Source organism: Saccharothrix variisporea (assembly GCF_003634995.1).
GTDB classification, from domain to species: Bacteria; Actinomycetota; Actinomycetes; order Mycobacteriales; family Pseudonocardiaceae; genus Actinosynnema; species Actinosynnema variisporeum.
This window is the reverse complement of record NZ_RBXR01000001.1, coordinates 3,908,586-3,932,443: the sequence shown is the minus strand read 5'-3', so window position 1 is coordinate 3,932,443 and position 23,858 is coordinate 3,908,586. Positions and strand designations below refer to the sequence as shown.

Sequence of the window (23,858 nt, the reverse complement as noted above, 5' to 3'; positions counted from 1 at the left end):
CCTCCTCGGTTTAGGCTCGCCTAAGTTACCCAACCCTAACCTAAGTTGGCGTTCGCTAGCCTGCACGGGTGATCCTCGACGTGAAGCTCACCGGCGGCCGGTTCGTCACCCTCGACCCGGACCGGCCTACCGCGTCCTCGGTGGGCGTGTGGGGCGGGCGGGTCGTGGCGCTGGACACCGACCTCCCGGCCCGCCGGGTGGTGGACCTGGGCGGCGCGACCGTCCTGCCCGGGTTCGTCGACGCGCACGTCCACCTGGCGTGGGCCGGGCGGGCGTCCCGCGTGCCGGACGTGTCGGGGTGCAGAACCGTGGCGGAGGTGTTGGACCTGCTCCGGGGCGTGCCGCGCGGCGAGTGGCTGGAGGCGGCGGGCTACGACCACCGCGTGCTGGACCGGCCGTTGACCGCGCGCGACCTCGACGCGGTGGGGCAGCGGGTGTACGTGCAGGACGTGTCCGGGCACGCGTGCGTGGTCAGCAGTGACGTGCTGGCGTTGGTGGGCTCCGACTCGGACGGGTTCCTCGCGGAGGCCGCGCAGACCGCCGTGCGGGCGATGATCCTGCCCTACCCGGTGACCGACATCGCCTCCGACGTGCGGCTGGGTGCCGAGCAGTGCCTGCGGGAAGGGATCGTGCTGGCCGCCGAGGCCGGGGTGGGCGCGGGGCTCATCGGCAGCAGCCCGGTGGAGATCGCGGCCTACCAGCGGTCGCCCCTGCCGATCCGCGTCCAGGTGATGGTGTCGGCGTGGGAGTTGCAGGAGGTCGCGGCCCACCCGGCGGACGGCCTGCGGCGGGCGTTGCCGCTGGGCATCCGGACCGGGTTGGGGTCGGAGTGGTTGTCCATCGGGGCGCTCAAGCTGTGGACCGACGGCGGCATGATCGCCCGCACGGCCGCGCTGACCTCGCCGTACACGGTCGGCGGGGTCGGGCAGTGGCAGGACGAGCCGGCGCGGATGCGGGACGTGCTGCTCGACGGCCACGCGGCCGGGTGGCAGTTGGCCGTGCACGCGATCGGGGACCGGGCCATCGACTTCGCGCTGGACGTGATCGAGGAGGCGCAGGCCGCGGTGCCCCGGCCGGGCGCGCGGCACCGGATCGAGCACTGCGGGCTCGTGCGGCCGGACCAGCTGGACCGGATCGCGGCGCTGGGGGTGGTCCCCGTGGTGCAGCCGAGCTTCCTGTGGGCGTACGGGGATGACTACTCGGAGATCATGGGGCCGGAGCGGGCGCCCTGGTTGTACCGGGGGCGGTCGTTCCTCGATCGGGGTGTGGTCGTGGCGGGGTCGTCGGACCGGCCGGTGGCGGACGGGAGCCCGTTGCGGGGTATCAGGTTCATGGTCGAGCGGCGGTCGCGGAGCGGGTTGGCGGTGGGGCCGGACGAGGCCGTGTCGGTGACCGAGGCGCTGGTGGCTTACACCTCGGGGGCGGCGTACGCGTGCGGGGTGGAGGACGTGCTGGGGTCGATCACGCCGGGCAAGCTGGCCGACTTCGTGGTGCTGGACGACGACCCGCGGGCGGTGCCGGTGGAGCGGATCTCGGACCTCGCCGTGCTGGCCACGGTGATCGGCGGCGAGTTCCGCCACGACCCGGCGGGGTTCGCGGGCTGAGCCGTGCCGGCGGGCTGGGTGCTGCGGGCAGGCTGAGTGCCGGCGGGCTGGGTGCTGCGGGCAGGCTGAGTGCCGGCGGGCTGGGTGCTGCGGGCAGGCTGAGTGCCGTGGGCGCGTCGGGGCGGGGCCGGCCCGCTGGAGCGAGCCGGCCCTCTCGGTCCCGCGGTCAGGCGCTCATGCGCCAGTGCACGACGTACCCGGCTGCCTCGGCCGCGATCAGGGCGTCGAGCTTGGCCAGGTTCGTTCGGCGCGACATCCGGAAGGCCCGGCCCCGCCGCGCGTCCAGCACGAGCGGTGTGGCGCCGGGCAGGGTGGCGTCGATCGTGCGCTGCAGGATGCGCAGGCCCACGTTCGCCGCCTCCTGCGTCATCGGTGTCTCCTTCACGTACACCAGCACGGCCGCCGTCGAACCGTCCGGCATGCGCAGGCCCAGGTGCGGGCGCACGCGCAGGGTCAGGTCACCGGCCTCCCACCGCGTGGCGGCCACCGGCACGCCGGTCGCGCGGGTGGAGCGCAGCCACGGCAGGAAGCCCTCGCGCAGCTCCTCGAAGGCCCTCGGCTGCCCGTTGCGCGACGCCGAGCGCACGGCGGCGTCCAGTTCGGCGTCCGGGTCGATCGAGTTCGCCGCGCGGCGCATCGCGTCCCGCATCGGGTTGTAGAAACCGCACACCCACGGGTCGGCGCCCAGGTACACGCTGCGCTGCTCGGACACGATGCTGATGCGCCCCCGCTGACCGCTCATCACGTACTCGGTGAACGACAACGCGGTCACGCTGACCGGCTCCACCACGGCAGGCTCCCCTCCTCGAACGAACGTTCGAATTCTACCGCCGGGGTACGACAATTCCGGGTGGTCGGGAGGGGTCTGAACGGGTGGTCTAGCCGCGTACGCGGGACAGCAGCGGGCCGAGATCGGGGTCCGCCTCGACCTCCTCGAAGATCGCCTTCAGGGTGTCCTCGAAGAACGGGGCCGCGCTCTCGTACACCGCCCGACCCTCCGCGGTGATCTTGCTGAACACCCCGCGCCGGTCGGTCTCGCACACCTCGCGCGCGGTCAGGCCCGACTGCTCCAACCGGGCGACCAGCCGGCTCACCGAGCTCTGGTTCAACCCCACCACCTCGGTCAGCTCCTGCATCCGCAGCTCGCCGTCGGGCGCTTCGTGCAGCGCGGACAGGGCGGTGAACTCGGACATCCCGAAGTGGAACTTCCGTTGCAGGGCGCGCTCGAGGCCGGCGTTGATCCGGTGGTGCAGGGCGTGCAGGCCGGACCAGGTGGCGCGGACGGACAACTCGACCCCCTGGAACGCAGGTGTGGGCCTACATCCTATGCCCGCGCGGGGGTGCCGCCGACGAGTGCGAGCACGCCGGTGCGGAAAGATGTCGGTGCGGAAAGATGAGGGGAATTCGGTCCGGCGACGCGCGGGAGGAACTCGGCCGTGGGGGAGCAGCAGGAGATCGACCTGACCAGACCCAGCGCCGCCCGGGTCTACGACTACTACCTCGGTGGCGCGCACAACTTCGCCGTGGACCGGGAGATGGCGCGCAAGGCCATCGAGATGTGGCCCGAGCTGCCGCTGATCATGCAGGCGAACCGGGCCTTCCTGCGCCGCGCGGTGGAGTACTGCGTGGACGCGGGCATCCGCCAGTTCCTCGACCTGGGCTCGGGCATCCCCACCGTGGGCAACGTCCACGAGGTGGCGCGCGCGGCGGACCCCGGCGCGCGGGTGGTGTACGTCGACAACGACCCGATCGCCGTCACCTACAGCCGCACCATCCTGGGCGACGACCGGCAGACCGCGGTGGTCCGCGCGGACCTGCGCGATCCCGGGGAGGTGCTGGCCGAGGCCCGTTCGCTGCTGGACTTCGAGCAGCCGATCGCCGTGATGATGGTCGCCGTCCTGCACTTCGTCGGCGACGACGACCGGCCGGCCGACGTGGTGGCGGCCTACCGGGACGCCGTGCCGCCGGGCAGCGCCCTCGTCGTCTCCCACGCCACGCGGGACGGGCAGACCGACCGGGCGGACGAGCACAAGGACCTCTACCGCCGCCGCACCGCGACCCCGATGACCATGCGCTCCCGGGCGCAGGTGGCCGAGTTCTTCACCGGGTACGACCTGGTCGAGCCGGGCGTGGTGCACCTGCCGCTGTGGCGTCCGGTGTCGGCGGACGACGTGGACGAGCGGCCGGAGCGGTTCGCGGGGCTGGCAGCGGTGGGTCGCAAGCGCTGATCGGGGTGGGTCGCAAGCGCTAGCCGGCCCAGGCGCCCGAGACGAACAAGAGGAAGACGCCGGCCTGCACGAGGGAAGAGGCGTACATCCAGCCGTACAGCGCGGGCTTGAGGGCCGGCCTGCGCTGCGCGGCGACCACCATCGCCACGTAGATCACCACGCACGGCAGCAGGTACCGGTGCACGGACACGACGTTGCTGTTGAGCGTGAACATGACGAACGACGCCAAGCCGAAGCCCGCGAGCGGCAGGCCGTCCTTCTTCAGCGCCACGAACAGGTACACCGACAGCGCCAGCAGCACCCCGAGCCCGAACAGCGGCAGGACGTGGCTGATCAGGTCCCAGTTGTTCGGCCGCCCGCCGGCCAGGACGTGCAGGGACACCTTCAGCTCGGTCCACAGCGTGGCCGGGATGTTCGGGTTCGCCACGTGGTAGCTCCACGTCGACACGGTGTCGTAGGCGGAGAACATGGCCAGCGGGTCGTTCTTCACGATCTTCAGCACCAGCGCGTACGCGGCGACGCCGAGCCCGGCCGCCGGGAACCACAGCAGGTGCCACGACAGCAGGCCGCGGACCTTCCAGTCCTTGGCGCGGAAGAACTCCAGGAAGCACAGGCCCACGAACAGCACGGCCGTGATGCGGGTCGCGGTCAGCGGGATCAGCGCGAGGCCCATCCACACCCACTGGCGCCGCAACGCGAACAGGTACGCCCAGAACCCCAGCGCGCAGAACACGGCCTCGCTGTAGAAGGAGTGCGCGAAGAACGCCGTCGGCGCGGTCAGGAACGCCGCCACCACCAGCCACGGCGCGCGCTCACCGGTCACGAAGTGGCGGGCGATCCGCAGCAGGGCCACGGCGGCGAGCCAGGTGGCGAGGACGTTGACGACCATCCCGGCGGCCAGAAAACCCAGCACCCCGAACGTGATCGTCTCGACCAGCCACACGCAGAACGGGAAGAACGGGTAGAACGCGGGCACCCACGGCGTGGCCTCGTTCGCGTAACCGCCGTTGGTGATCTGGTGGAAGTTCTCGGCGTCCCAGCGGTAGGTGTGCGACAGGAGGGTGGCGTCCGGGCCGAGCACCTTCACCGGGTAGCCCTCGCCGATCGGCAGGGACCCCTGGAACAGCACGGCGACCGCCGTCAGCACCGCGTGCCAGGCGAGGACGACGGCGAGCGCGCGGGCCCAGTCCGTGGTGTGCCACTTCCGGGCGGGGGCGGCGCCGGTCGTCTCGTCGGGACGGGTGAGCACGTCCGTCATCAGGCGGTTTCCTTCTGTCTGAACACGAGCCTGCTGTAGAGCGTGTAGTTCCACACCAGGTTGAACACCAGCGCCGACAGCTTCGGCCCGACCACGGCGACCACCGGGTGCGTCCCCTCGAACGCGCCGCTGACCAGGCTGATCACGATCGGCTGCACGACCCACAGCCCGAACCCGGTGACCAGCAGGAACAGCACCGCCTGGGACTTCACGTCCCCGGTGCGGGCGCGGAAGGTGAACGAGCGGTTCAGGGTGAAGCTGCACGCCATGCCGGCCGAGGTGGACACCAGGTTCGCCACGACCATCGGCACGCCGGCCAGGGACAGCAGCGTGTAGGACACGAGGTCGACGAGCGTGTTGGCGATGCCGACCAGGCCGAACCGGATCTTGGTGGCGAGCTCGGGCTTCACCGCGCCAGGCTCTCGGCCGGTGTCGTGCGGGCGTGGCTGGTCGTGTGGGCGTTGCTGGTCGTGTGCGCGGGGCTGGGCGTGCCGGTGCGCACGGAGGCGACGGTGTAGAGCGGGCGGGCCTGGGACTGGGCGTACGTGCGGCCGATGTAGCTGCCGAGCACGCCCAGCATGGTGATCTGGATGCCGCCCAGGAAGAACATGCCGATCGTGATGAACGCCCAGCCCGGCACGGCCGTCTCCGGCGCGAACAGCTTCACGCCGGCCACGTACAGGATGCCCAGGAAGCTCAGGAAGGAGATGAAGTAGCCCAGGCGGCTGATCAGCTTGAGCGGCGCGACGGAGAAGCCGAGGATGCCGTCCGCGGCGAACCGCAGCATCTTGCTCAGCGGGTACCCGGTGACGCCCGCGTGCCGCTCGTCGCGGTCGAACAGCACGCCGGTCTGCCGGAACCCGATGTAGCTGATCAGGCCGCGCAGGAACCGGTCGCGCTCGCGGTACTTGCGCAGCTCGTCGACGACCTTGCGGTCGATCAGGCGGAAGTCGCCGGTGTTGCGCGGGATGTCGATCGAGGCGACCTTGCGCAGGAACAGGTAGAACGCGCTGGCGGTGAGCTTCTTGAACGCGGTGTCCTGGCGGGAGCGGCGCTGGGCGTAGACGACCTCGTAGCCCTGCTCCCACTTCTCCACCAGCTCCAGGCTGACCCGCGGCGGGTCCTGCATGTCGCTGTCCATGATGATCACCGCGTCGGCGTCGGCCAGGTCGAGGCCCGCGGTGACCGCCATCTGGTGGCCGAAGTTGCGGGACAGCTCGATGACGGTGACCCGGTCGTCCCGGTCGGCGAGGGCCTGGAGGTGGGTGAGGGACTCGTCCTTGCTGCCGTCGTCGACGTAGATGAAGCTCACGTCGTAGCGGTCCGCGAGGCTCTCGGTGACCTGGGAGACCGTGCGGTGCAGCAGGTCGATGTTCCCGGCCTCGTTGTAGATCGGGAAGATGTAGGTGACGCGCTTCTTCCCGGCCGTGGGCGCTGCGGGGGCCGCGGGTGCGGTGGTCGCAGCGGGTGCGGCGGGTGCCGCGGGGCCGGCGGGGGGCTCGGCTGCGTCGGCGGTCACAGGCCAACCGTCCTTTGCTCGTGACTGGGGTCGCGCCCGGCCTCAACCACGGGCGGTACCGCGCGCACTATACGCAGGCGTTCTTGCCCCTCGGGTGAGGGCCTCGGGGTGCGGTGCGCGCTTGCAAGATCAAAAGCCAAAAGCGAAAAGCGGACGCTCGCCGCTGGGCAGGCCCCCGGGGGTGGGAAGGGCGTCGGTTTCTTCCCCCCGTACGGCCTGCCGGAGGCAACCACCCTTGGCCCGTTTCCGCAACCGGTGAAGCTGGTTGCGGAAACGGGCCAAGCGCGGTTGGGCTGCGCCCAGGCCGTACGGGGGGAAGAAACCGAGGCCCTTCCCGTGGGCTTGGCAGCATCGCGAAAGCGTGGCGCCCTGCGGGCGTGCGCGTGCGGCGCTTCGGCCGTGTACGTGGCGGGGTGGGGCTCGGGTACCGTGTGGCGGTCCTGGCGCCGGGGTGGCGTGTGGAGTCCGACGGGAAGGGCTGTGCGCGGTGTTGAGCCATGCCGAGTTCAGGGCCATGCGGCGGTTTCCCGCGTTGGACGGGTTGCGGGCCGTTGCGGCCGTGATCGTGGTCGTCTCGCACTTCGCCGGGCCCCAGTGGCTGTGGGTGTCCGGGTGGGTCGGGGTCTACATCTTCTTCGTGTTGTCCGGGTTCCTGATCACCACGTTGTTGCTGCGCGAGCAGAGCACGACCGGGCGGATCTCGCTCAAGGCCTTCTACCTGCGGCGGGTGTTCCGGATCCTGCCGCCCTACCTGGTGATCCTCGGGTTCGTCGTCCTCTTCTGCTGGTTGCGCGGCGAGTTCTTCGCGCGGGAGTTCCCGACTGCCCTGCCCTACTACCTGACCTTCTTCAACGAGTTCCTGCCCGCCGCCAACCCGACCGGGCCGGACAACTTCTTCAGCGGGTCGTGGACGTTGGGGATCGAGGAGAAGTTCTACCTGTTCTGGCCCGCCCTCATGGTGGTCGTCGGGGTCGCGGCGGTGAAGCGGCGGATCGCGGTGGCGGTGGTCGCGTTGGGTGCGATGGTGGCGTTGATCCCGTTCACCGGCGGCTGGATCATGGATTTCTCGCTGACGACGTTGTACGAGTCCACCGTCCACTACGCGATTCTGCTGATCGGTGCGCTGCTGGCCGTCCTGATGCACAACGAGCGCTCGTTCGTGCTGGTCAGGCCGTTGACGCACCCGTTCGCGGCGGTGCCGGTCGTCGGGGCGTTCCTGTGGTTGCACGTGAACATGACCGACCTGTGGGCGAGCACGCGCAACAACACGTTGCTGCTGGTGGGGTACGCCGCGGTGGTCGCGCTGTTGTTGGTCGTGCTGGTGTCGCGGGGGCCGGTGCGCTGGGTGTTGTCGACCGCGCCGATGCGGTTCGTGGGTGATCGGTCCTATTCGCTGTACCTGGTGCAGGGGATCGCGCACTTCATCGTGGTGCTCACGATTCCGCGGTTCGCGGTGAACGGGACGCTCACGGCGGTCGTCGTGGTGCTGGTGTCGTTGCTGATGGCGGACGTGGTCTACCGGTGGTTCGAGCAGCCGGCGATCGCGTGGGGGCGGCGGATCATCGCTGCTCGCCGGTCCACGCGCGAGGTGGTCGTGGAGCCGGTGCCGGTGCCTACCCCCGCGTGACGAGCTCGCAGGGGAGTTCGAAGAACCAGCCCGTGGGCTCGTGCACGAAACGGCCGACCGGGCGGGTGCCGGCGGAGCACTGGGCTTCGGCGGCGGTGACGCTGTCGGTCCAGCTCGTGCCGGTGAGGACGCCGGACTGGTCGCGGGTGTGCTGGACGACGCCGGCGAGCAGGGTGAGCGCGATGACGGCTCGGGTCGTGATGACCAGTCGGCGGCCTCGGGTCGGGGTGGCGTCCAGGCCCACGGCGACGGCCGTGAACAGCAGCAGGCAGGGCAGGACGCTGTAGCGCTGGGACGTCGTCACCACGCCCGGCTGCTGGACCTGGAGTGCGACGGTCCAGTTCGCGACCAGGGACGACGTGATGGTGACCGCGCTGTAGGCGGCGGCGGTCACGGTGAGGAAGCGGGCGGGGCGGTCGCGCCAGACCAGGGCCGCGGTGACGGGGACGGCGATCAGGACGAGGGCGATCGCCGTGGGGGCGTTGCCGAAGCGCGGGTAGAGGTCGGCCACCTGTTCGGAGCCGGTGAAGCCGGCTACGGGCACGCGGAGCAGGGTCGCCAGCAGGACCTGGACCGGGTCGACCGGGTCGTGGGAGTACGGCGTGCGCTCGGCGAACACCATGACGGTGCCCTGCACGGCTGCTGCCAGCGCGAAGGTTGCCGGGAGCACGCGGTCGCGGTGGGTGAGGTAGCGGAGCAGGGCCAGGGGTGCCAGCAGGAAGGCCAAAGGGCTGCTCAGGGTGGCTAGTGCGACGAAGAGCAACGCCGGTACGCGCGGGGCGTCGCGCCACAGCAGCACCCAGAACAGGCCGTACAGCAGGAACCAGTGCAGGTTGGTGACGTTGCCCAGCGGTTCCGAGTTGCCGACCGGCAGGACGACCACCAGGGCCGCCAGGCCGACGCGCAGGGCCGTGGAGCGGAGGTAGCCGGCCGACGCGGCGAAGGTGATCAGCGCCACCAGCGCGCGGGGCACGGCCGCGGCGAGGGCGAAGCCCACTGCCGCCCAGGTCAGGGGCAGGAGGGAGACGAGCTCGGCGCTCAGGCGGGGGACAACGTGCAGGTAGCCGCCGTAGGGGGTGATCAGGTTCGTGAGGAACGGCTCCTTGACGCCGTCGAGCAGGAACCGTGCGCCGTCCTCGGCCCAGACGTGGTCCAGGTGCGACCGGCCCGCCGGGGTGACCAGCTGGAACGCCACGGCGGCGACGAAACCGGCCAGGTAGAACGTCCACGGCCGGCGCACGGGTCTGTGCTCGGGCACGATTCCGCGCAGCCGTTCGGCCAAGACCACCATGGTTCTCCCCCCTCGAAAGGCGAGCGAATGATGGCGGTCGGGGCACCCGGATTTCAACCGGGCCGGCTCGCGGGTCAGACCGGCTCGGGGAAGAAGCGGTCGCGGATGGCGGCGATGGTGCGCAGGTCGTCGGCGGTCACGTCGTCGAGGGACAGTTCGGTGTCCAGCTCGGCCTCGATCAGGTACAGCAGCTCCACGAAGTGCATGGAGTTGAGCACGCCCTTGTCGACCAGGTCCTCGTGCTCGCCGATGGGCCCGCTGTCCGGGCACTTCGCGCTCAGGAACGTGGTGATGAACGCGGGCACGGTCATGGCGTCTCCTTCACTGGCGTGATCTTGGTGCGCGGCGTGGCGCCGCAGGCGTGGCCGGCGACCCGGCCGCCGACGGTCAGGTCCGTCGGGACGAGCCGGTTCGTGCGCAGGGCCACGGCCGGGTCGGTGAGCAGCGGGTTCGCGCCCGGGACGAGGTCGGCCAGCAGCGCGAAGACCGGGTCGACGACCTTGGTGACGCCGTCGTCGTCCACGACCTCCACCCACGCGTGGACCAGGTCGAGCATGCCGAGCACCCAGCCGATGCGGGTGTCGGCGAGGTAGCCGGCGTCGCGGAACCGCCGGGCCAGGTAGAGGCTCGCGGACTCGCACGTCGCCACGCGGTGCGCGGTGACCAGGTCGACGTCCTCGCGCAGCGCGTCGGGCAGCTTGACCCACCGGACGCCCAGGTTCGCGAACGCCTCGACCTCGTCGCGCAGGATCTCGGAGCGGAGGGGGACCAGCGACCCGACCGTGCGCACGGTGGCGGTGAGCTCGCGGGTGGCGGCGGTGACGTCCGAGACGGAGCCGCCGTACGGTTCGGCGTGCGGGCGCGCGAGCGTGACCGGGTCGCAGGAACACGTGAGGGACAGGGAGAACCGGGACGTCCGGGGCTCGAGCAAGGCTTCCGCGGGCGACCGCATCCACCGCAGGGCGAACGCGAACGCCTGTTCCGGCACGGTCCGCCCGCCGCCGGAGCGCAGCGCGAAGTTGAACAGGTCGTGGGAGTCGAACCGGTCGTCCGGGCCGACCGGGAGTCCGCCGCGCACCAACGCGTCCAACGCGTCCGCGCCGCCGAGCATCTCGATCGCCGCCGCGCGGGACGTGTCGTCCTGCCGGTGCGCCAGGGGGATCGCGAACGCCGTCATGACGCCACCGGGCAATCACGCCACATCGTCCGGACGACCTTGCCGTTGCGCAGCACGTAGTGGTCCCGCGAGGTCCAACCCAGCATCTCGTTGATGCGGACCTGCTCCTCACCCGCCGAGGTCTCCAGGTACCCGGGCAGGCCAAGGGAGTCCGCTCGCTGCTGGCCGGCGCGCAGCAGGACGTAACCGACGCCGGGGGAGTCGTCGCGGCGGCCCAGCACGGCGTACCAGACGTGCGGTTCGCGCGGCTTCAGGCGGTCCAGGTCGTTGGACAGCCGCACGCCCTGCACCACGGCCCGCGGACCGGCCACCACGCACGCGATCGAGCGCAGCGCCCAGCCCCACCACGGGGTCGGCCGCTCACCGTGCCGGTAGCAGATCATGACGCCGTCCAGCCGCGTCCCGCGCACCGCCGCGAGCAGGAAACCCTTCTCCCACCGGCAGATCACCAGCTCCGCCAGGTACAGCAGGGTCAGCGCGACCTGCTTGCGCCACGCTGGGATGCGCGCGATCGAATCCCAGATCACGCCTTCGCGGTACGCCTGCGCGAGCAACCGCGCCGCGCGCCAGGTGTCGCGCCACGGGAGGTCGCGAACGTCGAGCCGGGTCGTCATGGGGCACCTCTTCTCCTGCGCTGCCAAGGGAAGTGAAGCAAGCGGGAGTAACTCCGGGGTAAGTGGACGCGCTCCCGCGAGCGTTCCACCCGCGTGCGACCGGAGTGCGAGACGTGCGGCCAATACTCGCGGCAAAGCGTGGAAAGGAGCGCACGATGTCCGTAGTCGAGTCACGCACGGTACTGCTCGCGGCGCCGCGCGCGTTCTGCGCCGGGGTGGAGCGTGCCATCGAGATCGTCGAACGGGCGCTCGCCAGTCGCGAGCACCCGGTGTACGTCCGCAAGCAGATCGTCCACAACGCACACGTCGTCGCCGACCTGGAGGCGCGCGGCGCGGTGTTCGTGGAGGAGCTGGACGAGGTGCCGACCGGGGCGACCGTCGTGTTCTCCGCGCACGGGGTGTCGCCGGCGGTGCGGGCCGAGGCCGCGCGGATGGGGTTGGAGGTGTTCGACGCGACCTGCCCGCTGGTGGCCAAGGTGCACTCCGAGGCGCGGCGGTTCGTCGAGCGCGGGGACACGGTCCTGCTGATCGGCCACGACAACCACGAGGAGACCGAGGGCACGCTGGGGGAGGCGCCCGGGTCGATGGTCCTGGTGCAGTCGGTGGAGGACGCGCTGGCGGTGTCGGTGGCCGACCCGGAGAGGGTGTCCTACCTGACCCAGACGACCCTGGCGGTGGACGAGACCGCCGACGTGCTGGCGGTGCTGCGCGAGCGCTTCCCGGCCCTGCGCGGTCCCGGCTCGGCGGACATCTGCTACGCCTCCACCAATCGCCAGGCCGCGCTGCGGATGATCACCGCCGAGTCGGACGTGGTGCTCGTCGTCGGGTCGGCGAACTCGGCGAACACCCAGCGCCTGGTGGAGATCGCGCGGCGCGAGGGGCGTCCCGCGTACCTGATCGAGGACGCCGGAGCGATCCGGCCGGAGTGGCTCGACGGTGCGGGCCGGGTCGGTGTCACGGCCGGCGCGTCCGCCCCGCCGCACCTGGTGTCGGAGGTCGTCGAGGCGTTGCGGGAGCGCGGTCCGGTGACCGTGGTGGAGCGCGAGGCGACCCGGGAGACCATCCAGTTCACCGTGCCCGGTGCGGTGAGGTCGCTGTGAACGCTGTGGAGTCGTTGGGGCCGGCCGAGTTGGACGGGCTCGCGGCGGACATCCGGGCGTTCCTCGTGGACAAGGTGTCGGCCGCGGGCGGGCACCTCGGGTCGAACCTCGGCGTGGTGGAGCTGACCATCGCGCTGCACCGGGTGTTCCGCTCGCCGCACGACGTGCTGCTGTTCGACACCGGTCACCAGAGCTACGTGCACAAGGTCCTGACCGGGCGCGCGGGCGGCTTCGACCGGCTGCGGCAGGCGGGCGGGATGTCCGGGTACCCGGCGCGCGAGGAGTCGGCGCACGACGTGATCGAGAACTCGCACGCGTCGACGGCCCTGTCGTACGCCGATGGGGTGGCGAAGGCGTTCCGCGTGCGGGGCGAGGGTTCGCGGCGGGTGGTGGCGGTCGTCGGGGATGGTGCTCTGACCGGTGGCATGTGTTGGGAGGCCTTGAACAACCTGGGTGCCTCGCCGGACTTGCCGGTCGTGGTGGTGCTCAACGACAACGGCCGGTCTTATGCGCCCACGGTCGGTGGGCTTGCCGCGCACTTGGACGACCTGCGCTCTGGCGGTGGGTCCTCGGTGTTCGAGCGCATGGGGCTGGCGTATGTCGGACCGGTCGACGGTCATGACGTGGTGGCCCTGGAAACCGCTTTCCGGACTGCGGCTTCGTGTGGGCGGCCGGTCGTCGTCCACTGCGTGACCCGCAAGGGCAAGGGGTACGCGCCCGCCGAGAACGATGGTGAGCGGATGCACGCCGTGGGTGTGCTCGACCCTTCGACCGGCCGGCCGGTGGGGCGTGGTGGCCAGACGTGGACTTCGGTTTTCGGGGAGGAGATCGCGGCGATCGGTGCGTCCCGGCCGGACGTCGTGTGCCTGACCGCGGCGATGCCCGGTCCGGTGGGGCTGGGTCCGTTCGCGGCCCGGTTCCCCGATCGGGTGTTCGACGTGGGGATCGCCGAGCAACACGCCGTGACCGCCGCGGCCGGGATGGCGATGACCGGGCTGCACCCCGTGGTGGCGGTGTACTCGGTGTTCTTGTCGCGGGCGTTCGACCAGGTGCTGATGGACGTGGCGCTGCACGGGCTGCCCGTGACGTTCGTGCTGGACCGGGCGGGGATCACCGGACCCGATGGCGCGAGCCACCACGGGATGTGGGACGCGTCCGTGCTGCCGGTCGTGCCCGGGATCCGGATTGGCGCGCCTCGGGACGCGGAGGCGTTGCGTGCTTTGTTGCGCGAGGCGGTCGAGGACGGCACCGGTCCGACGGTCGTGCGGTACCCGAAGGCGGCGGTCGGTCCGGCTGTTCCCGCGGTGCGCCGGGTCGGTGGTGTCGACGTGCTGCGGTTCGCGCCCGAGGCCCGGGTGCTGCTGGTGGGCGTCGGTGCACTGGCCGGCGAGTGCCTGGCGGCGGCGGATGCGCTGGCGGCGCGGGGCGTGCAGGTGACTGTGGTGGACCCGCGCTGGACCACGCCCTTGGACCCGGCTCTGGTGGAGATGGCGGCTGGGCACCGGTTGGTGGTGGCGGTCGAGGACACCGTTGCTGCCGGCTCTTTGGGCGGACGTTTGGCGCAAGCGCTTGCGGCGGCCGGTAGTGACACTTGCGCGAGTACTTGCGCGCTGCCTTCGGCGTTCGTGCCGCATGGGAGCCGGGAGCAGCTGTTGAGCGGGTACGGGTTGGACGCGGACGGCATCGCGGCGGCGGTGCTGGAGCGGTTGGATTCGTTGGGCGAGCGGGTGGGCCTGCGTCCTGTGGCGTGAGCTGGTAGCGAGGGGCGAGGCCGGCTTCCGACCTCGCCCCTTGGGCTGCCGCACGGCTGGGTTTGGCGTGCGCACGGCTGGGTTTGTCGCGCGCGCACGCCTGGGATTGTCGTACCCGCGTGGGACAATGGAAGCGGGGGCCGGAGGCCGCGCCCAAGCGCTCAAGCAGCCAACCACCAGCCCAACCCGCGCCAGCCTCCAAAGCCACGCCACCCTCGATAGCCGCGCCGCCCACCGGGCGCGCGGCCCACCCAGCCGCCCGCCGAAGCCCGCACACCTCGACCGTCCACGCCCGCTCGCGGCGACTCGCTGGCTCCGGCGACTCGCCGGGCGGCACTCACCCGGCGACACCTCGCCCGCTCCCACGTTGGCCCAGCCCGTCGCGCCGCAAGAGAGCTGCTCCGCCCCCTCGCGCGTGCGCGAGGTGTGGCCTCCGGCCCCCGCTTCCATTGTCCCACGTGGGTACGACAATTCCGGGCGGTGAGGTTCCTGGTGTGGTTGAGCCCGGGCGGGGTGGGTGCCCTGCCCGGGCTCGAACGGTGGTGGTGACGCCGGGGCGGTGGTCCGGCGCGGCCGGTGGGACACCCGGCGTGGTCGGGTGGGTCGCCCGGCGCGGTGGGAGTTAGGCCGCGGTGGGGAGAGGGGTGGTGGCGTGGGCCGGGGCCAGGGACTCTCGGGTGGGTTCCGGGGGGAGGTCCTTGGCCAGTTTGCGGATGTTGCGGGCGTTGGCTTCCAGGACGTCGATCGGGGTCAGGTCCGCGCCCACCACGATCGGGGTGGTGTGGGCGGCCGTGTCGATGTTCGTCAGGGCGGTCGGGAGGCACCTCGGGAACAGGGAGCGGATGAAGGCTGCTCGTTGGCGGGCTCGGGCGGTGCTGGTGAAGGGGTGCTTCCAGTCGACCTCGGCCAGGCGGACCCGGTTGGCGCGGATCAAACCCCGGCGGAAGTCGCGCCACGGCACGGTTCGCAGGTTGAAGCGGGCCGCCAGGTCGGCGTTCGTGACCGGCGTGACCGGGTAGGTGATCGCCCGTGGGGTCTCCGAGAGGGCGTTGTCCAGGACCGTGCGGGCCAGGACGTCGCCGGCGACCATGGGGATCCTGGCCTCGGACTCCCACGTCTGGCCCTGCTGCACCATGTGCCAGATCATGTTCCAGAACGAGTACTCCATCCCCGGGTCCTTGAACGACGTCAGCGGACCACCCAGGGCGAACGGCGCTTGGTACAGGTGCACGGGCACGCCGTCGCGGTTCGCGCGCAGCGCCAAGTGCTTCACGACGAACTTCATCCGGCTGTAGCCCTGGAAGAAGAAGCTGGTGCGCCGGAAGTCCATGCGCCGCTTGTAGACCTCGCTGCCGACCGAGCCGATCACGTGCAGCGTCTTGAACCGCCGGTTCAGGCAGAACTCCGCCAGCGCCACGGTCGGCACGACCTTCTCCGCCCGGTACCGGGAGTACGGGTACTCGTGCGTGGTCGCACCGGCCGCGTCGATGACGACGTCGACCGACGTCAGCAGCTCCTCGTACCGGGCGTCGTCCAGGCCCAGCTGCGGCTCGACGTACCCGGCCTCGAAGACGACCAGCTTGTCCGAGGAAGGCAACGCCATCTTGTACTTGCGGGCCGTGCGGGCGATGCGGGACTCGCCGGTCTGGTCGCCCTTCGGCCGCACCAGCGCGTACACCTTGCCGACGCGGGTGTCGAGCAGCAGTTCGCGCAGCAGGTGCATGCCGACGAAACCGTTGGCCCCCAGCAGGAGCACGGTCTTGCGCTCGCCGGCCGGCCTGCGGGGCAGGGACCGGGCGACGACGGTCGGGTCCTCCGAGTAGTCCAGGGCTATCCGGGTCGGGTCACCGGTCCGCAGGGCCTGGTAGTCGCTGTTGTGTCGCAAGGAGATGCGCATGGGACTCCGCCTGTCGTGAAGTGTGGTAAGGGGTTTCCGCAGGCGGGTTAGGCCACGCGGCGGTCGAGGTGCTGCCAGAACCGCTCCCTGAGCTCGCGGCGCAGGATCTTGCCGCTGGGGTTGCGGGGCAGCGCGTCGAGCAGCTCGTAGCTCGACGGGAGCTTGAAGTCGGCGATGCGTCCGCGCAGGAAACCGGTGAGCGAGCGGGTCTCCACCGAGGCGCCGGCGCGCGGCACGACGAAGCAGTGCACGACCTCGCCCCAGTGCGCGCTGGGCACGCCGACCGCGGCGACCTCCAGCACGTCCGGGTGCGCGGCCAGCGCGTTCTCGATCTCGGCCGGGTAGACGTTCTCCCCGGCCACGATGATCGTGTCCTTGATGCGGTCCTGGATGAACAGGTAGCCGTCGTCCAGGAAACCGGCGTCACCGGTGTGCAGCCAGCCGTCCACGAGCGTCTCCGCGGTCGCCTCGGGCAGGCCCCAGTACTCCAGCATCGCCGCCGGCGACCGCAGGCACACCTCGCCGACCGCGCCGGGCGGCAGGACGTCCCCGTCCCGGTCCACGATCTTGACGTCCACCCCGGGGTACGGCCGGCCGGCGGCCCGCATCCGCGCGCTGCCCACGACGTGCTCGGACGGCGGCAGGCACACGGCCGTGTTGCCGCTCTCGGACAGCCCGTAGATCTGGGCCAGCTCGCAGTCGAACGTGTCCAGGCACCGCGCCAGCAGCGCCTCGGAGATCGGCGACCCGCCGTAGACGACCTTGCGCAGCGTGGTGAAGTCCTCGCGGCGGGGCCGGGGCGGGGCCAGCATCATCTGCATCTGCGCCGGCACCACGCACGCCGTCGTGATGCCCAGCTCGCGCACCAGCCGCACGGCCTGGTTCCCGGCGAACACCGGCACCGACACCATCGTGATGCCCGCGCCGAACCCCTGGATCGACCACCACAGCCCGCCGATGTGGAACCCGGGGATGCCGATGAGGCTGACGTCGTCGGCCCGCCAGTCGATCCAGTCCAGCTCGGCCGCCGCCAGTGCCGCCTTCACGGCGAAGAAGCTGCGGTGCGCCAGGACGACGCCCTTGGGGTTGCCGGTCGTGCCGCTCGTGTAGACCTGCGCCGCGGGGTGGTCCGGCGACCACGTGGGGTCGCTGTCGGTGTCGTCCGCGCCGCGCCACTCGGGCAGCGCGGCGATCGGCACGACGTGCCGCAGCTCCGGCAGCCCGTGCAGACCATCGGTCACCGTGACGTCGTCGGCGAACAGGACGGTCGTGCCGGAGTCGAGCAGGATGTGGTGGATCTCGGCCGGCGTCAGCCGCCAGTTGATCGGCACCACCACCGCGCCCGCGATGGCGCACGCGAACAGCACCTCGTAGTACCGCTCGGACTCCTTGCCCAGGTAGGCGACGCGGTCGCCGGGCCGGACGCCGCGCGCGCGCAGGGCGTTGGCGGTGCGGTTGCTCCACCGCGCCAGCTCGCCGTAGGTGACCCGGCGGTCCTCGCAGATCACGGCCACGTGGTCGGGCCGCTGCCAGCCGTGGAACCCGATGACGTCGTAGACGGTCCGCAGGTTGGCGTAGAACGTGCCGTTCATGCCGCCGCCTCCGCGAGCATCTCGACTATCGCCCGCTCGGACACCAGGTCCGGGACGAGCACCGGGTCCACCTCGACGCCGAACTCCCGCTCCAGCGCCAGCACGAGCTGGACCTGGCGCAGGGAGGTCCACCCCGGCAGGGTGTCCGGGTCGAGCCGCGCGGGCAGCTCGTCCGGGTGGACCGAGAACACCGATGCGATCACGTCGCGGACGCGCCCCTCGATCATGTGGACTCCATTTCACGCCTGAATTTCCCGCTGTGCCGTCGCGGCAGATCCAAACAAACCCGGGTAACCGGGTGGGTAGTCGGGAACGGCCGGTTCCGCCTATTTCCCGGTAATCGCGCGGACCACCGCCGGGTAAGGGGTGTTGAGCCGCGCGGGCCGCGAATGCACGATGACGGTGTGCGCCATGGGGACGGAAGTGCGGAGGGGACCGGCGACGACCCCGCGCGCGTGCACGACGGCGGCGGGAATCGCAGCGGCGGGAGTCCCGGCGGTGGGAATCGCGGCGGCGGGCTCCGTGCTGGAGACGACCCGGCGCGTGTGCGCGACCGCTTGCGCGATACCCCCGGCGCGTGGACGTTGGTGCAGGTGGCGGCGGTGGTGGGGCGGACGTGCCGGGTCGCGGACCTCGCCGAGCTGACCGGGCAGCGGGTCACCCAGCTGTTGGGCGCGGTGGAGGCGTTGCTGGATGCCGACGTGCTCGAATGGGACGGCGACGACCTGCGGTTCCGGCACGAGGCGGTGTGGTCGGCGGTCCTGGCGGCCATGCCCGGGGTGCTGCGGGACGCCGTGACGGCCGACTGCGACCGGCTGCTCGGGCGGCGGGTCGCGGCGGACCGGTCGGCCGACGAGCTGACCCGCTCGCTGGCCCTGGTGCGCGGGGCGCTGGCCCGGCCCGGTGCCGCGCGGTACGCCGACGACCTGCACGGGCTGCTCGCGAACCTGCTGCTGCTCAAGGGCGATGCGACCGGTGCGCGAGCCGCCGCCGAGCGGGTGCACGCCGCCTCCGGCCGCCTGGCCGACGAAGCCACGGCCACCCGGCTCGCCGCCCTGGCCCTGGCGGGGGACCGGCGTGCGGAGGGCGTGGCGGAAGCGGTCCTGGTTGGGGAGCGGCGTGCGGAGGGCGCGGCGGAAGCGGTCCTGGCGGGGGACCGGCGTGTGGGGGGTGTGGCGGAAGCGGTCCTGGCGGGGGACCGGCGTGCGGACGGCGTGGCCGAAGCGGTGTCGGCGGGGGAGCGGGGGGCCGCCGGTGCGGCTGTGGCGGCACTGGTGTTGTCGAACCTGAAGTGGCGGCGCGGGCTGGTCGCGGAGTCGCTGCACCTGGCGCGGGCGCAGGAGAGCCGGGTGCCGCACTGGCGGCTGTGGCAGCGGCTCGCGCTGGCCGACAAGCTCGGCAGCCTGCGCCGCCTGGACGAGGCCCACGCCCTGCTCCGCGCCACCCGCGACGACCTCGGACCCGGCGAGCGCGACAGCTACGGCGGCTGCGTGGACATCGTGGAGGCCGCGTTGCTGCTGGTCGAGGGCCGTCTGGAGGAGGCTGCCGCCCTGGCCGAACGCGGGATCGCCGCCTGCCGGACGAGCGGCGTCCTCCTGCTGAACCCGCACGCCCACGCGGTGCTCGCGGCGGTGGCGCTGCGGACCGGTGACGTCGACCGCGCCGCGGCCCTGCTCGCCGAGACCGTCCCGGGGCACTCGGTCCGCTCGGTCCTGCACGACTGGGTGTCGCTGCTGGTCACCGCCCGCCGGTACGGGCCGGAACGAGCCGCCGCCGCGGCCGCCTCGACCGGCGTGACCGCACCCACCGGCGTGGAGCTGCTGGTCGCCGAACCGGCCGCCGCCGCGTGGCTGGTGCGCACCGCCACCGCCGCCGACGACCCGGACCTGGCCCGCCGCGTGGTCGCCCGCGCCGAAGGGCTGGCCGCCGCCAACCCCGCCGTGCCCACCGTGGTGGCCGCCGCCGCGCACGCGCGGGCGTTGCTGGAGAAGGACCCCGCCGCCCTGGCCGCGGTCGTGCACACCGACCCGTGGGCGGCGGCGCTGGCCCGGCGCGACCGCGCCGACCTGGGCGAACCGCCCGAGTCCAACCAGGCGTGGGACACCTTCAGCGGTGTCGAGCGGGCCATCGCGCGACTGGTCGCCGAGGGCATGACCAACCGGCAGATCGCGACCCGCGTCCGGCTGTCCCCGCACACGGTGAACTACCACCTGCGCGGCCTGTTCCGGCGCCTGGGCATCAACTCGCGCGCCGAACTCGTGCGGCACGTCCCCGCGATGGCCTGATCGGCGCGCGACCGGTCCGCCGGCCGTTTTCCAGTGCGATTCCAGCGCGGTTCGACATCGCCTTCCCGACTACCTTGTTGAGTAGTCACCGGTGCGGGAACCCGAGCTGAGGAACGCTCGTTCTGGTAGTCGGGGGAACCGGAATCCGTCGGTAATGTCGCCGTTATCGAGAAATTCGGCGGCACCCCGAGGGAACCCATGAACATCCGTAGGCAACCGCGTGTCCACGAACTGTTCGCCACCCGTGCCGCGTCGCAACCCGACCGGGCGGCGGTCGTCCACGGCGACGCGAGGATCGGCTACGCGGAGCTGGAGCGCCGTGCGAACGGCCTCGCCCGCGTCCTCGTCGGCCACGGCGCCGGCCCCGACTCGGTCGTCATGGTCCACCTGGAGCGCTCGGTCGACGCGATCGTGAGCCTGCTCGCGATCTGGAAGGCCGGCGCCGCGTACCTCCCGGTCGAGCCGAGCGCGCCGGACGGCCGCGTCGAGGCGTTCGTCAAGGAGACCGGCTGCGGCATCGTCCTGACCCACGACGTCACCCGCTTCGCCGACCTACCGGTCACGGCGGTCACCCCGGACGCCGGGACCGACGCCCCGACCGCCGTGCCGGTGGCCGTGCACGGCGCGGACGCGGCGTACATCATCTACACCTCGGGGTCGACCGGCACGCCGAAGGGCGTCGTGGTCGAGCACGAGTCGCTGAGCTACCTGTGCGCGCAGCTCGAAGGCCGGTACGGCATCACGCCCGACGACCACGTGCTCCAGTTCGGCGCGCTGTCCTTCGACACCTCCATCGAGCAGATCACCACCGCGCTGCTGGCCGGCGCGACCCTGGTGCTGCCGGAAACCGTGTGGGCGCCCAGCGAACTGCCCGAACGCCTGCGCCGGCACGGGATCACCGTCATGGACCTGACCCCGGCGTACTGGCGGCGGTTCCTGTCCGAGGTCGAGCGCGGCGCCGGCGAGCTGCCGGTGCGGCTGGTCATCGTGGGCGGCGAGGCGGTCAACGCCGAGGACTGCCGCCTGGCGCTGGACCTCATGCCCGGCGTGCGCCTGGTCAACGCCTACGGCCTCACCGAGACCACGATCACCTCGTGCGTGGCGGACCTGACCGCCGACGTGCTGCCCGAGCGCGGCGCGGCCCCGGTCGGCGCGCCGCTGCCCGGCACCGTCGTGCACGTCCTGGACGAGCACGGCAACCCCGCCGAGCGCGGCGAGATCCACATCGGCGGCTTCGGCGTGGCACGCGGCTACCTCACCGAGGACGCCGACCACCGCTTCCGGCGCGACCCGTTCACCGGCGGCCGGATGTTCCGCACCGGCGACCTGGGCGCGTGGACCGCGGACGGGCACGTCGAGGTGCTGGGCCGCATCGACCGCCAGCTCAAGATCCGCGGCTTCCGCGTCGAGCCCGGCGAGGTCGAGGCCACGCTGGCGGCCCACGACGCCGTGGACACGGTCGCCGTCACCGCCTACGAGACCCACGGCCAGAAGCGGCTCGCCGCCTACTTCACGTCCTCTCGCCCGGTGGACGGCAAGGAGTTGCGCGAGTTCGCGGGTCGCCACCTGCCCGACTACATGGTGCCCACGGCGTTCGTGGCCCTGCCGGAGTTGCCGTTGAAGACCAACGGCAAGGTGGACCTCGCCGCGCTGCCCGCACCGGAGGTCGCGGTCCGCGAGACGGTCGAGGACGCCCCCGTGGACCTGGTGGAGCGCGGGGTCGCCCGGCTGTGGCGGCAGGTGCTCAAGGTCGACCGGGTGTCGGCGGAGGACAACTTCTTCGAGCTGGGCGGCAACTCCATCCTCGCCGCCGAGCTGATGGCGAAAGTGCGCGGCTCGCTGGGCGTGCTGATCACGCAGGTCCGGCCGCTGATCCGGCTGCTGCTGGAGGACGCCACCCTGCGCAGCTTCGCCCGTGCCGTGCGCGCGGCCCGCGAGGGCACGCTGGCCGGCGACGACACCCGCCGCAAGGTCGACTTCGCGGCCGAGTCGGAGCTGGACGTCGAGGTCCGGCGCGAGGTCGAGGACCCGGTGAACTGGCAGGACCCGCAGCACGTGTTCCTCACCGGCGCGACCGGTTTCCTCGGCATCTACCTGCTGCGGGAGCTGCTGGAGAAGACCAGCGCCACCGTGCACTGCCTGGTCCGCGCCGGCGACGCCGAGCGCGGTCTGAGCCGGGTGCAGGCCAACGCCGTGCACTACTTCGGCGACGACCTCGGCCGGTACCGGTCGCGGATCGTGGCCGTGCCCGGCGACCTCGGGGACCCCGGCCTGGGGCTGTCCGAAGAGGACTTCGACCGGCTGGCCCGCACGGTGGACGTCATCCACCACCCGGGCGGGCGGGTGAACTTCATTTACCCGTACTCGCACATGAAGCCCGCCAACGTGGACGGCACCCGCGAGATCATCCGGATGGCCGCGCGGTATCGGAACATCCCGGTGCACTACACGTCCACGATGGCGGTCATCGCGGGCTTCGGCACGGCCGGTGTCCGACACGTCACCGAGACCACTCCGCTGGGGTACGCGGACCACCTGTCCGTGGGATACGTCGAGAGCAAGTGGGTCGCGGAGGCTCTGCTGCGGAAGGCGTCCGAGCGCGGTCTGCCGGTCGCGGTGTACCGGGCGGCGGACATCTCCGGCGACCGGGTCAACGGGGCGTGGAACATCGCCACCGAGATGTGCGCGATGAAGAAGTTCGTGGTGGACACCGGGACCGCGCCCGTCGCGGAACTGCCGTTGGACTACACGCCGGTCGACGTGTTCGCGGCGGCGGTCGCCCACATCGCATCGAAGTCGTTGCCCGGTGGGGAGGTCTACCACCTGACGAACGCGGGCAAGGTCAACATCTCCGTGCTGGTGGACCGGCTGCGCGCGCACGGGCACGACGTGCGCGAGGTGTCGTGGAGCGAGTGGCTGGACGAGATGGTGCGCATCGCCGTCGAACAGCCCGACCACCCGATGACCCCGTTCGCGCCGCTGTTCATCGACCGGTGCGCGGCCGGGTCCATGAGCGTGGCCGAGATGTACCTGGAGACGACGTTCCCGGTGTTCACCCAGGCCAACGTGACCGAGGCGCTGCGCGGCAGCGGCATCGAGATCCCGCCGGTCGACGCGGCCATGCTGGACCGCTACATCGGTTACCTGACGGCCATCGAGTTCCTCGGGGCGGCGTGATGTCCTGGGACTTCCTGAGCTTGGGCGACGCGCCCGCCGAAGGGCCGGTGGTGTTCCGGGACGACCTGTCGCCGGCGGTGCTGCTGGACGCCTACCGGCACGGGCTGTACCCGTTCCCGGCGGACACCGAGGAGCAGAAGATCGTCAACGAGTTCGCGTACGGGGACGTGCCCGCGGTCGGGGACGATCCTCACGGGGTGGCGTGGTGCTCGCCCGACCCGCGGCCGGTGATCTTCGTGGACCGGCTGCGCGTGCAGCGGAGCCTGCGGCAGCAGCTGCGCAACAAGGTCGAGTGGACCACGACGTTGAACGCGTCCTTCGAGCAGGTCGTGATGCACTGTCGGGTTGGTCGCGAACCGCGGTGGTTGACGGATCGGTTGGTGCGGGGGTTGGTGTCCCTCCACGAGGCCGGGCACGCGCACAGCGTCGAGGTGTGGGAGGGCGACGAGCTGGTCGGCGGCACGTTCGGCGTGCGGATCGGTGGCGTGTTCAGCGCGGACTCCCAATTCACCAAGCGCAGCGGGGCGGCGAAGGTCGCGGTGGCGTGCCTGGTGCGGCGGGTCGCGGAGAGCGGCGGCGTGGCGGTCGACGTCCAGCACGACGGCGAGCACGCGAAGCTCATCGGTGCTGTGCCCGTGCCGCGTGCGGAGTACCTCGCGTTGCTTCGGGCTCATGGTTCCGAGAGCGGCGAGATGCCGGCGCACGCTCTGCCTGCTCGCAGTTTGGCAGCGTGACGAG

20 protein-coding genes are annotated in these 23,858 nt (G+C 71.8%); 8 read left to right on the top strand and 12 right to left on the bottom strand.

What is annotated here, in order from left to right; genetic code table 11:
* The first annotated feature begins 68 nt into the window (after positions 1–68).
* Positions 69–1,604, top strand: a complete 1,536-nt coding sequence (locus DFJ66_RS17260) for an amidohydrolase (protein WP_211351206.1) — start codon at positions 69–71, stop codon at positions 1,602–1,604.
* A gap of 166 nt (positions 1,605–1,770) precedes the next feature.
* On the opposite strand, the gene DFJ66_RS17255 is transcribed toward DFJ66_RS17260, so the two are convergent.
* Complete coding sequence (locus tag DFJ66_RS17255) at positions 1,771–2,394, bottom strand: hypothetical protein (protein ID WP_246029793.1); 624 nt, start codon at positions 2,392–2,394, stop codon at positions 1,771–1,773.
* An 88-nt stretch (positions 2,395–2,482) separates the two neighbouring features.
* Positions 2,483–2,893 (bottom strand): MarR family winged helix-turn-helix transcriptional regulator, encoded by a 411-nt coding sequence (locus tag DFJ66_RS17250; protein WP_121222428.1) that lies wholly within the window; start codon positions 2,891–2,893, stop codon positions 2,483–2,485.
* Between the two features lie 147 nt (positions 2,894–3,040).
* Here DFJ66_RS17250 and DFJ66_RS17245 point away from each other — a divergent pair, with 147 nt between their 5' ends.
* A complete protein-coding gene (locus DFJ66_RS17245) occupies positions 3,041–3,832 on the top strand; it encodes an SAM-dependent methyltransferase (RefSeq protein WP_121222427.1) in 792 nt (263 codons plus the stop codon).
* A gap of 19 nt (positions 3,833–3,851) precedes the next feature.
* Here the strand turns inward: DFJ66_RS17245 and DFJ66_RS17240 are convergent, their stop codons facing one another.
* Genes DFJ66_RS17240 through DFJ66_RS17230 form a run of 3 tightly spaced genes read right to left on the bottom strand, consistent with a single transcriptional unit; the run spans position 3,852 to position 6,492 of the window.
* The gene (locus DFJ66_RS17240) at positions 3,852–5,090 is read right to left on the bottom strand and encodes a mannosyltransferase family protein (RefSeq protein WP_121222426.1); all 1,239 of its coding nucleotides are present in this window, start codon (positions 5,088–5,090) and stop codon (positions 3,852–3,854) included.
* Entirely contained in the window at positions 5,090–5,500 is a 411-nt protein-coding gene (locus DFJ66_RS17235) for a GtrA family protein (protein ID WP_121222425.1), read from the bottom strand. The genes DFJ66_RS17240 and DFJ66_RS17235 overlap by 1 nt, the downstream gene beginning before the upstream one ends.
* On the bottom strand, positions 5,497–6,492 hold the full coding sequence (locus DFJ66_RS17230; protein WP_121231304.1) for a glycosyltransferase family 2 protein: 996 nt from the start codon (positions 6,490–6,492) through the stop codon (positions 5,497–5,499). The genes DFJ66_RS17235 and DFJ66_RS17230 overlap by 4 nt, the downstream gene beginning before the upstream one ends.
* A 631-nt stretch (positions 6,493–7,123) precedes the next feature.
* Between DFJ66_RS17230 and DFJ66_RS17225 the strand changes: the two genes are divergently transcribed.
* Positions 7,124–8,236, top strand: a complete 1,113-nt coding sequence (locus DFJ66_RS17225; RefSeq protein ID WP_121222424.1) for an acyltransferase family protein — start codon at positions 7,124–7,126, stop codon at positions 8,234–8,236.
* Here DFJ66_RS17225 and DFJ66_RS17220 read toward each other — a convergent pair.
* From DFJ66_RS17220 to DFJ66_RS17205, 4 genes are all read right to left on the bottom strand, one after another.
* Complete coding sequence (locus tag DFJ66_RS17220) at positions 8,223–9,527, bottom strand: hypothetical protein (protein ID WP_121222423.1); 1,305 nt, start codon at positions 9,525–9,527, stop codon at positions 8,223–8,225. The genes DFJ66_RS17225 and DFJ66_RS17220 overlap by 14 nt on opposite strands.
* 74 nt (positions 9,528–9,601) lie before the next feature.
* Positions 9,602–9,838, bottom strand: a complete 237-nt coding sequence (locus tag DFJ66_RS17215) for a phosphopantetheine-binding protein (protein WP_121222422.1) — start codon at positions 9,836–9,838, stop codon at positions 9,602–9,604.
* A complete protein-coding gene (locus DFJ66_RS17210; protein ID WP_121222421.1) occupies positions 9,835–10,704 on the bottom strand; it encodes a hypothetical protein in 870 nt (289 codons plus the stop codon). The genes DFJ66_RS17215 and DFJ66_RS17210 overlap by 4 nt, the downstream gene beginning before the upstream one ends.
* Positions 10,701–11,318 (bottom strand): hypothetical protein, encoded by a 618-nt coding sequence (locus DFJ66_RS17205; RefSeq protein WP_121222420.1) that lies wholly within the window; start codon positions 11,316–11,318, stop codon positions 10,701–10,703. The genes DFJ66_RS17210 and DFJ66_RS17205 overlap by 4 nt, the downstream gene beginning before the upstream one ends.
* 155 nt (positions 11,319–11,473) lie before the next feature.
* Here DFJ66_RS17205 and ispH point away from each other — a divergent pair, with 155 nt between their 5' ends.
* Positions 11,474–12,418, top strand: a complete 945-nt coding sequence (gene ispH, locus DFJ66_RS17200; protein ID WP_121222419.1) for a 4-hydroxy-3-methylbut-2-enyl diphosphate reductase — start codon at positions 11,474–11,476, stop codon at positions 12,416–12,418.
* The gene (locus DFJ66_RS17195; protein ID WP_121222418.1) at positions 12,415–14,169 is read left to right on the top strand and encodes a 1-deoxy-D-xylulose-5-phosphate synthase; all 1,755 of its coding nucleotides are present in this window, start codon (positions 12,415–12,417) and stop codon (positions 14,167–14,169) included. The genes ispH and DFJ66_RS17195 overlap by 4 nt, the downstream gene beginning before the upstream one ends.
* A 622-nt stretch (positions 14,170–14,791) precedes the next feature.
* On the opposite strand, the gene DFJ66_RS17190 is transcribed toward DFJ66_RS17195, so the two are convergent.
* From DFJ66_RS17190 to DFJ66_RS17180, 3 genes are read right to left on the bottom strand one after another with little or no spacing between them, the layout of a single operon-like run.
* Positions 14,792–16,066 (bottom strand): SDR family oxidoreductase, encoded by a 1,275-nt coding sequence (locus DFJ66_RS17190; protein ID WP_121222417.1) that lies wholly within the window; start codon positions 16,064–16,066, stop codon positions 14,792–14,794.
* 47 nt (positions 16,067–16,113) lie between these two features.
* On the bottom strand, positions 16,114–17,658 hold the full coding sequence (locus DFJ66_RS17185; RefSeq protein ID WP_121222416.1) for a long-chain-fatty-acid--CoA ligase: 1,545 nt from the start codon (positions 17,656–17,658) through the stop codon (positions 16,114–16,116).
* Positions 17,655–17,885: an acyl carrier protein gene (locus tag DFJ66_RS17180; RefSeq protein ID WP_121222415.1), complete on the bottom strand. Its 231-nt coding sequence runs from the start codon at positions 17,883–17,885 to the stop codon at positions 17,655–17,657. The genes DFJ66_RS17185 and DFJ66_RS17180 overlap by 4 nt, the downstream gene beginning before the upstream one ends.
* A gap of 318 nt (positions 17,886–18,203) precedes the next feature.
* Between DFJ66_RS17180 and DFJ66_RS45015 the strand changes: the two genes are divergently transcribed.
* From DFJ66_RS45015 to DFJ66_RS17165, 3 genes are all read left to right on the top strand, one after another.
* Positions 18,204–19,943 carry a LuxR C-terminal-related transcriptional regulator gene (locus tag DFJ66_RS45015; protein WP_121222414.1) on the top strand — a complete coding sequence of 580 codons (1,740 nt, stop codon included), beginning with the start codon at positions 18,204–18,206 and terminating at the stop codon, positions 19,941–19,943.
* Between the two features lie 198 nt (positions 19,944–20,141).
* Complete coding sequence (locus tag DFJ66_RS17170) at positions 20,142–23,120, top strand: non-ribosomal peptide synthetase family protein (RefSeq protein ID WP_121222413.1); 2,979 nt, start codon at positions 20,142–20,144, stop codon at positions 23,118–23,120.
* Positions 23,120–23,854 (top strand): leucyl/phenylalanyl-tRNA--protein transferase, encoded by a 735-nt coding sequence (locus tag DFJ66_RS17165; RefSeq protein WP_121222412.1) that lies wholly within the window; start codon positions 23,120–23,122, stop codon positions 23,852–23,854. The genes DFJ66_RS17170 and DFJ66_RS17165 overlap by 1 nt, the downstream gene beginning before the upstream one ends.
* Positions 23,855–23,858 lie beyond the last annotated feature (4 nt).

Bases quoted from the DNA above. Each gene is read 5' to 3' on its own strand.
- DFJ66_RS17240 (WP_121222426.1), bottom strand. From the start codon at position 5,090: ATGACGGACGTGCTCACCCGTCCCGACGAGACGACCGGCGCCGCCCCC.
- DFJ66_RS17225 (WP_121222424.1), top strand. From the start codon at position 7,124: ATGCGGCGGTTTCCCGCGTTGGACGGGTTGCGGGCCGTTGCGGCCGTG.
- DFJ66_RS17220 (WP_121222423.1), bottom strand. From the start codon at position 9,527: ATGGTGGTCTTGGCCGAACGGCTGCGCGGAATCGTGCCCGAGCACAGA.
- DFJ66_RS17215 (WP_121222422.1), bottom strand. From the start codon at position 9,838: ATGACCGTGCCCGCGTTCATCACCACGTTCCTGAGCGCGAAGTGCCCG.
- DFJ66_RS17210 (WP_121222421.1), bottom strand. From the start codon at position 10,704: ATGACGGCGTTCGCGATCCCCCTGGCGCACCGGCAGGACGACACGTCC.
- DFJ66_RS17205 (WP_121222420.1), bottom strand. From the start codon at position 11,318: ATGACGACCCGGCTCGACGTTCGCGACCTCCCGTGGCGCGACACCTGG.
- ispH (WP_121222419.1), top strand. From the start codon at position 11,474: ATGTCCGTAGTCGAGTCACGCACGGTACTGCTCGCGGCGCCGCGCGCG.
- DFJ66_RS17190 (WP_121222417.1), bottom strand. From the start codon at position 16,066: ATGCGCATCTCCTTGCGACACAACAGCGACTACCAGGCCCTGCGGACC.
- DFJ66_RS17185 (WP_121222416.1), bottom strand. From the start codon at position 17,658: ATGAACGGCACGTTCTACGCCAACCTGCGGACCGTCTACGACGTCATC.
- DFJ66_RS17180 (WP_121222415.1), bottom strand. From the start codon at position 17,885: ATGATCGAGGGGCGCGTCCGCGACGTGATCGCATCGGTGTTCTCGGTC.
- DFJ66_RS17170 (WP_121222413.1), top strand. From the start codon at position 20,142: ATGAACATCCGTAGGCAACCGCGTGTCCACGAACTGTTCGCCACCCGT.
- DFJ66_RS17165 (WP_121222412.1), top strand. From the start codon at position 23,120: ATGTCCTGGGACTTCCTGAGCTTGGGCGACGCGCCCGCCGAAGGGCCG.